This is a genomic window from Faecalibacterium sp. An58 (assembly GCF_002161515.1).
Lineage (GTDB): Bacteria > Bacillota > Clostridia > Oscillospirales > Ruminococcaceae > Faecalibacterium > Faecalibacterium avium.
The window spans coordinates 37890-46869 of record NZ_NFHX01000017.1; the positions used below are offsets into that span (position 1 = coordinate 37890).

Genomic DNA, 8980 nt, shown 5'->3' on the forward strand with positions numbered 1-8980 from the left:
CCTTGCAAAAATAGGAAAAGGAGTGGAACGCGATGAACATCCGGGGGCATTTTGACACCATCACCCATCACAAGCTGCTGGTCATGAAGTATTGCTTTGCCTGCGGCCTGTACCGGCAGGGGCTGGCCCATGACCTGAGCAAGTACAGTCCCACCGAGTTCATCCCGGGCTGCATCTACTACCAGGGGGACCACAGCCCCAACGAGGCCGAGCGCCAGGCCAAGGGATACACGGCGGCTTGGTTGCACCACAAGGGCCGCAACAAGCATCACCTGGAATACTGGATCGATTACGGCACCGGCAAGGGGGGCCTGGCCGGCATGAAGATCCCCCTGCGGTACATCTGCGAGATGGTCTGCGACCGCATCGCCGCCAGCCAGGTGTACCTGGGGGACAAGTATACCGACGCCTCCCCGTGGGAGTATTATGAGCGCAGCAAAAGCCATTACCTGATGCACCCGGCCTCCCGGGCCATGCTGGAAAAGCTGCTGCGCATGGTGCGCGACAAAGGCCAGGACCGCACCTTCGCCTACATCAAAGCCCTGCTTGGCCTGCATCAGGAATATTGAGCCGCCCTTCCCAAGAGCCGGCGGAAAGCAAAAAGCGCACGCTTTCGCGTGCGCTTTTCGTTTGCCTCAAACTCCTCCTGCCTCTAAAGTTAGATCACATGAACTAAAGAAAATAAAGAAAAAATGGAAAAATTGAAAATTGGGTCTTGACACCGGGGGGGGTATGTTATGATAGGCACACAAAGGAAAGGACCTTCCTTTGAACCTGTTTTGGGTCTCTATCTTTTATACACCATAAGGAGGAAAAATTCATTATGAAACTCAAGAAGATTGCTTCTCTGGCGCTGGTCGGCATCATGGCCGTCAGCATGCTCACCGCTTGCGGTGAGGGCACCGGCAACGGCGGCGAGAATGGCAACGGGGAAGAAGTCACTCCGAGCGCTAGCTATACTGTAACCGTTCTGGGAGATACAAGTGATGTGACTCAGGCCAAACTGAGCGCTAGTTCTAGCACTACGTTGGATAAAGCTGTGGCATTTGTTGCTAATAACTATACTATTGCTTCTAATGCAGTGTCCCAGAACCTTTCTGCAATTCCCAATGGTTGGAATCAGGTTACTGCCGTAGAGAATATTATGCTCGGCGCTACTTATAAGGATAATATGGATACTTTTAGTTTTGCTCCTGCTAGCTATGGAGAAAAAACTTACTGGATTATGTATCATGTTAGCCGTGCCATGACCGATGAGTATATTACTGAGCAGATTGCTGATAAGCTGGATGACTGGGCAGTAAGCATGGTCAATGATGACGAAATTGTTGATAATGCTACTTGGGATTATACGGTAAGTGTGGCTAAGGCTGATTGCCTTGCTGGGAATGAACCTGATCGTGCAAAAGACAGTGTTATTGTTGGTGTTGCTGTTACTTTGACAAAGACTGATGTCAAGTACAACTGAGAAACTTTACTTATAACACCCCCGGGGCACCATACCGGGAGATGATATAAGGGGCGTGCGGGTGCCAGAGACCACCTGCGCGCTCGGGTAAAACACCCATCCGATGTGGCGGCAAAGAGGAATAGAACCAATATTCCTTCTGTTGTTGATCGCACCAAAACAAAAGAACTTTTGCGTCACGAAAGATAGGGTCCCTCTGCGGGGGCCGGCCGTACGGCCGGCCCCCGCATTGTTTTGTGGGCGGACGGCGCAAAAAGCCCCCGCCATCCTTTGCGGGATGCGGGGGTGGGGTCAGATCACATAGTCGTCCCCGGCCTGGGCGGGGCGCGCCAGGTCGGCCAGGGTGATCTTGTCCAGATAGGCCCGGATCACCTCGTCCAGGCCGCGCCACATTTCGTAGGTGCGGCACTCGGACAGCCGGCCGCAGTCGGCGCCCGGCTCCAGACAGGCCACCGGGGCCAGGTTGCCTTCGGTCAACAGCAAAATGTCCGATATCCGGTATTGGCTGGGGTCGCGGGTCAGGCGGTATCCGCCGCCTTTGCCGCGCAGCCCCTGCAGCAAACCGTTCTGCACCAGGGTCTTGAGGATGTTTTCCAGGTACTTTTCCGAAATCTGCTGGCGGGCGGCGATCTCTTTCAGAGGGGTGTATTTCTCGGATTGGTGTTCGGCCAGGTCGATCATGACCCGCAGGGCATACCGGCCCTTGGTGGAAACGATCATATCATCCGCTCCTGTCCAGCCTGCGCGGGGCACAGGCTTTTTACCTATTATACGACAAGGTAAATGGATTTTCAACCGTATACGGTCGGAGTGTTGACAAAAATAGTGCCCAAAGTTATAATTCCCTTAAAACCAGTGGTCAATAGGGGTGTATCGGAAAAGCCAACGATGCCGCAAGATTCGTCCCGACCTGCCGCAGCGGCGCGGCAGATGGTATTTTTGGCAGACCGAACCGTAGGGGGCAGATACACCCTGGCAAAGGGCCGCCCCCGGCCCGCACAGGAGGTATACCCATGAGCCATATTTATACATCCGCCGACCAGCTGATCGGGCATACGCCCCTGCTGGAGCTGACCCACATCGAGCAGAACGAATTGCTGGAGGCCCGGATCCTTGCCAAGCTGGAAGCCTTCAATCCGGGCGGCTCGGTCAAAGACCGGGTGGCCAAGGCCATGCTGGATGACGCTGAGGCGCGCGGCCTGCTGGGCCCCGGCGCGGTGATCATCGAGCCGACCTCGGGCAATACCGGCATCGGTCTGGCCAGCGTGGCGGCAGCCCGGGGCTACCGGGTCATCATTGTCATGCCCGAGACCATGAGCGTAGAGCGCCGGCTGCTGATGAAGGCATACGGCGCCGAACTGGTGCTGACCGAGGGCAGCAAAGGGATGAGCGGAGCCATTGCCCGGGCCGAACAGCTGGCCGCCGAGATCCCCGGCTCCTTCATCCCCGGCCAGTTCGATAACCCCGCCAACCCGGCCGCCCACCAGAGCTCCACCGGCCCTGAGATCTGGGAGGACACCGACGGCCAGGTAGACCTCTTTGTGGCGGGCGTCGGTACCGGCGGCACCATCACCGGCGTGGGCCGCTATTTAAAGGAAAAGAATCCCGCCATCCGTGTGGTGGGGGTAGAGCCTGCCGGTTCGGCGGTGCTCAGCGGGGGTGCGCCGGGCCCCCACGGCCTGCAGGGACTGGGGGCAGGCTTTGTGCCCAAGGTGCTGGATACCGCGGTCTACGACGAGATCCTTCCGGTCACCGACGAGGCAGCCTACACCACCGGCCGCCGTCTGGGCCGTGAGGAAGGGGTGCTGGCAGGCATCTCGTCGGGCGCCGCCCTGTGGGCCGCCATCCAGCTGGCCCGCCGCCCCGAGAACAAGGGAAAGACCATCGTCACCCTTCTGCCCGACACCGGCGACCGGTATCTGTCCACCAAGATGTTCTCGGAGTGAGGGATTATGGCAAGTTTGCTGGAGCAATGGCTGGCGCTTGCCATGCCCATGCTGGAGGTCCTGTTTTTCAACCTGCTCACCTTTGAGCTGTGCGCCCGCCGCCGGTACAGCCTGCGGTACACCGCCGGGGTGCTGGCCGCCTTTACGGCGGTTTTCCTTGCGGCGTGGATGGGGATGCAGGCGATGGGCTTTCCAACGGGCAACGGGCAGATGACGCCGCTGAGTTTTCTCTACCTGCTGCCCTACAAATACCTTTATAAGGGCACCTGGACCGGTTTGGCCATCGTTATGTGCACCTGCTGGATCTACACCTTGGGGGTGCTGACACTGACCATCCAGCTGACCGCCCTGCTGGACCTGAACGGCCCCTGGGCCGTTGTGGCGGTGGAAAGCCTGCTGTTCCTGGCCAGCCTGACGGCCTTCTACCGGCTGGCGCTCCCCAAGTACAACTATGTGCTGCAGCACATGGAAGGCGCCCCCGCCCACTGGAACCGCTTCATCGTTGCGGAGAACTGCCTGTGGCTCCTGCTGCTGTACACCATGCATCTGTCCTTCCTGGATACCGAAGGGAAGGTGGTGCATCTGCTGGCGGTGCTGCTTCTGCTGACCGTCATCTATGTGTCCTACTTCATCCTGTACCGGGCGCTGCTGGATACCGACCGGATGGTCCAGCTGGAAAAAGCCGCCCTGGAAGACCCGCTCACCCGTCTGGGGAACCGCGCCTGTCTGTGGCAGGACCTGGACGCCATGCTGGGAGAGCAGAAGCTGTTCTCGGTGGTGTTTATGGACCTGGACCGCTTCAAGCAGATCAACGACCAGTACGGCCATATGGTGGGGGACGCTTACCTCCAGCACTTTGCCCGGATCAGCGCGGAGATACTGGCGCCCCGGGGCAGGGTCTACCGGTTCGGCGGAGATGAGTTTGTGGCGGTGTGGCCCGGGGTGATCCCTGCGGCCATCCTCCAGGAGATCAAGGCCTGTTCCAGATGGGACGAGGGGGCGCCCTGCCCCTTCAATCAGGTCAGCATCGGGGTCCTGCACTGCCGCCCGCCCCACCGCGGCGCCGAGAAGATCCTGCAGCAGGTGGATCAGCTGATGTATCGGAACAAGCTGAAAAAACAGGGCGGAGACCTCCGGGAGTGAGTCCCGGACGTTCCCGCCGCATATTTGGGCCTGTATGAGACAGCCCGGCCTTTTGGCCGGGCTGTCTTTTTGGGTCAATCCGTCAGTCCATGGTGTGGGTGGAAAAGACCGGTTTATCCTCCCACAGGACAGGGCGGCCCGCTGCCAGGGTCCTGGGCATATCCAGCAGGCGCTGGTTGGCGCTGCCCCGGAAGCGCAGGGAGATATTGTACTGCGCCTGGACAAAGGGACCGTCCACCAGTACGTCCAGCAGGGCCAGCAGGCTGTCGGTCTCGGCGCAGCGGCAGCGGCTGGGCTGCTGCCCCAGCAGCTGTTCCAGGGTGTAGCCGGAATAGCACCACACCGTCTTGCCAGGGTAGAGGGATTTGAAATTGCGCACAAAGGGGAGCAGTTCCTTTTGGTTGGCCGGCTCCATGGGCTCGCCCCCCAGAAGGGACAGCCCTGCGATATAGTCGGGCTGGCAGGAGGCAAAGATTTGGTTGCGCACTTCTTTGGTGAAGGGCTGGCCGTAGCCGAAATCCCAGGCCACCTCGTTGAAGCAGCCGGGGCACCGGTGGGTGCAGCCCGAGACGAACAAACTGGTGCGCACGCCGGGACCGTTTGCGATGTCGCAGTATTTGATGTTGGCGTAGTTCATGGAAATTCCTCCTTGCCGCAGGGTAATTGCGGCAGAAATGGCCCTGCCTGGGAGGGCCTTTTGTTTGTTACAGAATTACAGATCGTTCTGCAAATAAGAGTGTGTACGATGCGCGAACACTTTTCCGTGTAGATGGAACGAAAAATATTGCCTGGGACTGGTAAAACTTGTATGTGACGCCGAAATCCGTGATTGTTCACAAAAAGTTATTGATTTCGTTGTGCAGGATGAATATAATACAGGCAAGGACGCAGATAGAGGGCGTCCTGGAAAGGCCGGCGGTCGCCGCCGGAAATAAGTGGCCCGTTTGGTTTCAAAGCGAGGGCTGCGCACCGGAGCTTTGGCCCGGGCAATGCACGAGCAATGGGAGCCATTGCTCAGACCAAAAGGAGAGACCACTATGAAATATATCGAACTGATCCTTGCTTCGATCAGCACCAAGGCCGCCATGCAGAGCCGGATGGAAGACGCCTGCGTTGACCGCTGGGGCTTCTGCCTGGACAGCCAGAACTGACCGAAGCCGACCAAAACCGACAGAAAGGATGGATGCTTTTATGATCGAGAGAGTCAGAGTAAGAAACATTGACCAGATCAATAAGATCGCCTATGTGGCCAGCGCGCTGGACAGCGACGTGGGTATCCATGACGCCAACGGCCAGATCGCCGATGCCAAGAGCCTCTTGGGGCTGCTGCGGCTGGACTACACCCGCCCTGTGGAGGTAGTCTCGGAGAACGCCCGGGCCCTGCGTGCCTGCGTGCGCGCCTGCGCTGTCTGAGCGCCCTGCCGGAAACCGATACGGCGCCCCGGGACCTGAGGGTCCCCGGGCAGACATAGGATGACACAAAGAAACCCCCGCCGGAGCGATCCGGCGGGGGTTTTTGGCACTTACAGGTGGAGCACCCGGTCCCGGATCTCCTGGGTACGGCCCTGGTTCCAGAACTGTGTCCCGATATAACCGCAGGTGCGGCGGGCCACGTTCAGCTTGCTCTGGTCGCGGTTGCCGCACTTGGGGCACTCCCACACCAGCTTGCCGTCGTCCTCCACGATCCGGATCTCGCCGTCGTAGCCGCAGCACTGGCAGTAGTCGGATTTGGTGTTCAGTTCCGCGTACATGATGTTGTCGTAGATGAACTGGAGCACGCTCATGACGGCCTCCAGGTTATCCTGCATATTGGGCACTTCCACATAGCTGATGGCGCCGCCCGGCGACAGCTCCTGGAACTCGCTCTCAAACTTGAGCTTGGTGAAGGCGTCGATCTGCTCCGACACATGGACATGGTAGCTGTTGGTGATATAGTTCTTGTCGGTGATGCCGGGGATGATGCCGAACCGCTTCTGCAGGCAGGTGGCAAACTTGTAGGTGGTGGACTCCAGCGGGGTGCCGTAGAGGGAGTAGTCGATGTTCTCGGCCTGCTTCCATGCCTTGCAGCAGTCGTTCATGTGCTGCATGACGCTGAGCGCAAAGGGCTTGGCTTCGGCGTCGGTGTGGCTCTTGCCGGTCATATACTTGACGCACTCATACAGACCTGCATAACCCAGGCTGATGGTGGAGTAGCCGCCGAACAGCAGCTTGTCGATCTTCTCGCCCTTCTTCAGGCGGGCCAGGGCGCCGTACTGCCACAGGATGGGAGCGGCGTCGCTGAGGGTGCCCAGCAGCCGCTTGTGACGGGCCTGCAGGGCCCGGTGGCACAGGTCCAGTCGCTCGTCAAAGATCTTCCAGAACTGCTCGAAGCTGCCCCCCGAGCTCAGGGCTACGTCCACCAGGTTGATGGTCACCACGCCCTGGTTGAACCGGCCGTAATACTTGGGCTTGTTGGTCTCGGGATCCACATAGGGAGTCAGGAAGCTGCGGCAGCCCATGCAGGTGTAGCAGTGGCCTTCGCCGTTCTTATCCACCTTCAGCTCCAGCATCTTCTTCTCGGAGATATAGTCGGGGACCATCCGCTTGGCGGTGCACTTGGCAGCCAGCTCGGTCAGATAATAATAGGGAGAGCCGGGGCGGATGTTGTCCTCCTCCAGCACATAGATCAGCTTGGGGAAAGCGGGGGTGATCCACACGCCGGCCTCGTTCTTGACGCCCTGGTAGCGCTGGCGGATGGTCTCCTCGATGATGATGGCCAGATCGGCTTTCTCCTGGGGGCTGCGCGCCTCGCCCAGATACATAAAGACGGTGATGAAGGGAGCCTGGCCGTTGGTGGTCATCAGGGTGACCACCTGGTACTGGATGGTCTGGACGCCGCGGTTGATCTCAGCCCGCAGCCGCTTTTCCACGATCTGCTTTTTCCGCTCCTCGGTGACGGGCAGGCCCTCCATCTCGCTTTCCACCTCGGCTGCGATCTTCTTGCGGGAGACATCCACGAAGGGAGCCAGGTGGGTCAGGCTGATGCTCTGGCCGCCGTACTGGTTGGAGGCCACCTGGGCGATGATCTGGGTGGCGATGTTGCAGGCGGTGGAGAAGCTGTGGGGCTTCTCGATAAAGGTGCCCGAGATGACGGTGCCGTTCTGGAGCATATCCTCCAGGTTGACCAGGTCGCAGTTGTGCATATGCTGGGCAAAGTAGTCGGCATCGTGGAAGTGGATCAGGCCCTCCTGGTGCGCCTTGACGATGTCGGGGGGCAGCAGCAGCCGCGCGGTCAGGTCTTTGGAGATCTCGCCGGCCATATAGTCCCGCTGCACGCTGTTGACGGTGGGGTTCTTGTTGGAGTTTTCCTGCTTGACCTCCTCGTTGTTGCACTCGATCAGGCTGAGGATGCGCTCGTCGGTGGTGTTGGTCTGGCGCTTGAGGTTCTGTACATAGCGATAGGTGATATAGTGGCGGGCCACGTCGTGGGCCTGGATGTCCATCAGCTGGTTCTCCACCATATCCTGTACCTCTTCCACGCTGACAGCGCGGTTGAGACACTGGCACTTGTCGGTGACCGCTGCGGCAATCTGGGTGATCTGCTCGCGGCTCAGGCGGAGCTTTTCGTCCACCGACTGATTCGCCTTGGAGACAGCCACAATGATCTTGGTGATATCAAAGGGCACTTCGGTGCCGTTCCGCTTGATGATCTTCATGAGGTCCTCCTTCTCTCTGGTGCAGACTGCACAGGGCGCCGGCCGCGCCGCAGCTGCATCTATGGTTATGGCAGGCCTGCCCTCTGCCCGGGGACCGTCCGGAACAGCCTCTCTTTATTAATAGGAAATAGGCCCTGCGCGTCTGTGCGATGGAACAGGCGGCCAGCGGCCGCCTGCTCTACAATGTCTATCATACCATTATTTAGGGCCAAGTCAAGTCTCTGACCACAACATTTAGTGTTTTTCGGAATGTTGCCCAAAAATGGAGCCGGAATTTCAGAGGGAATCAGGGGCCAGGGAGAGAAGCGGAAAAGATCCCAAAAAGTTGAAAAAAGGGGTTGACAAAAGGAGGAAAGAGTAGTACTATACATGAGCGCTCCACGGGGCGCCCACAAAACGCAAAAGAGCTTGCGAAAAGCTTCAAAAAAGAGCTTGACAAGCAAAAGCGGATGTGGTAAAATGAACAGGTCGCCGGTCGAGAGACAGAGCGACGCAGGACCTTGAAAATTGAACAATATCGAATACTTGTAACGGAACCTTTTAAAGTGTTGGAAACACTTAAAATTCCAAAAAAGTAATTCACAGGACGCAAGCGATTGCGTGCTGAGAAACAAGATTTAACACTTTTTAAAGTGATAAATATCATTTTATAAAGAGTTTGATCCTGGCTCAGGACGAACGCTGGCGGCGCGCCTAACACATGCAAGTCGAACGGAGTTGAGAGGAGC

At 58.3% G+C, this 8980-nt stretch carries 8 protein-coding genes and 1 rRNA gene; 6 read left to right on the top strand and 3 right to left on the bottom strand.

From position 1 onward, the window contains the following. Positions 1–32: 32 nt before the first annotated feature. Together B5G12_RS10215 and B5G12_RS10220 are read left to right on the top strand one after the other, a co-directional pair. Entirely contained in the window at positions 33–569 is a 537-nt protein-coding gene (locus B5G12_RS10215; RefSeq protein ID WP_087324850.1) for a DUF5662 family protein, read from the top strand. A gap of 254 nt (positions 570–823) precedes the next feature. Continuing rightward, positions 824–1468, top strand: coding sequence for a hypothetical protein (locus B5G12_RS10220; protein WP_087324851.1), 645 nt, complete (start codon positions 824–826; stop codon positions 1466–1468). A gap of 291 nt (positions 1469–1759) precedes the next feature. Here B5G12_RS10220 and B5G12_RS10225 read toward each other — a convergent pair whose 3' ends face one another. Next, on the bottom strand, positions 1760–2188 hold the full coding sequence (locus B5G12_RS10225; protein WP_087233674.1) for an RrF2 family transcriptional regulator: 429 nt from the start codon (positions 2186–2188) through the stop codon (positions 1760–1762). A 293-nt stretch (positions 2189–2481) separates the two neighbouring features. On the opposite strand from B5G12_RS10225, the gene cysK reads away from it, so the two are divergent. Together cysK and B5G12_RS10235 are read left to right on the top strand one after the other, a co-directional pair. Next, entirely contained in the window at positions 2482–3414 is a 933-nt protein-coding gene (gene cysK, locus B5G12_RS10230; protein ID WP_087233671.1) for a cysteine synthase A, read from the top strand. A gap of 6 nt (positions 3415–3420) precedes the next feature. Then, positions 3421–4557, top strand: a complete 1137-nt coding sequence (locus tag B5G12_RS10235; protein WP_087324852.1) for a GGDEF domain-containing protein — start codon at positions 3421–3423, stop codon at positions 4555–4557. Positions 4558–4639: 82 nt separating this feature from the next. On the opposite strand, the gene nrdG is transcribed toward B5G12_RS10235, so the two are convergent. Continuing rightward, positions 4640–5194: an anaerobic ribonucleoside-triphosphate reductase activating protein gene (nrdG, locus tag B5G12_RS10240; RefSeq protein ID WP_087324853.1), complete on the bottom strand. Its 555-nt coding sequence runs from the start codon at positions 5192–5194 to the stop codon at positions 4640–4642. A gap of 554 nt (positions 5195–5748) precedes the next feature. On the opposite strand from nrdG, the gene B5G12_RS10245 reads away from it, so the two are divergent. Further along, positions 5749–5970, top strand: a complete 222-nt coding sequence (locus B5G12_RS10245; RefSeq protein WP_087233662.1) for a hypothetical protein — start codon at positions 5749–5751, stop codon at positions 5968–5970. A gap of 110 nt (positions 5971–6080) precedes the next feature. Here B5G12_RS10245 and nrdD read toward each other — a convergent pair whose 3' ends face one another. Next, the gene (gene nrdD, locus B5G12_RS10250) at positions 6081–8252 is read right to left on the bottom strand and encodes an anaerobic ribonucleoside-triphosphate reductase (RefSeq protein WP_087324854.1); all 2172 of its coding nucleotides are present in this window, start codon (positions 8250–8252) and stop codon (positions 6081–6083) included. A gap of 646 nt (positions 8253–8898) precedes the next feature. Here nrdD and B5G12_RS10255 point away from each other — a divergent pair. Next, positions 8899–8980, top strand: a 16S ribosomal RNA gene (locus B5G12_RS10255); the annotation flags it as partial.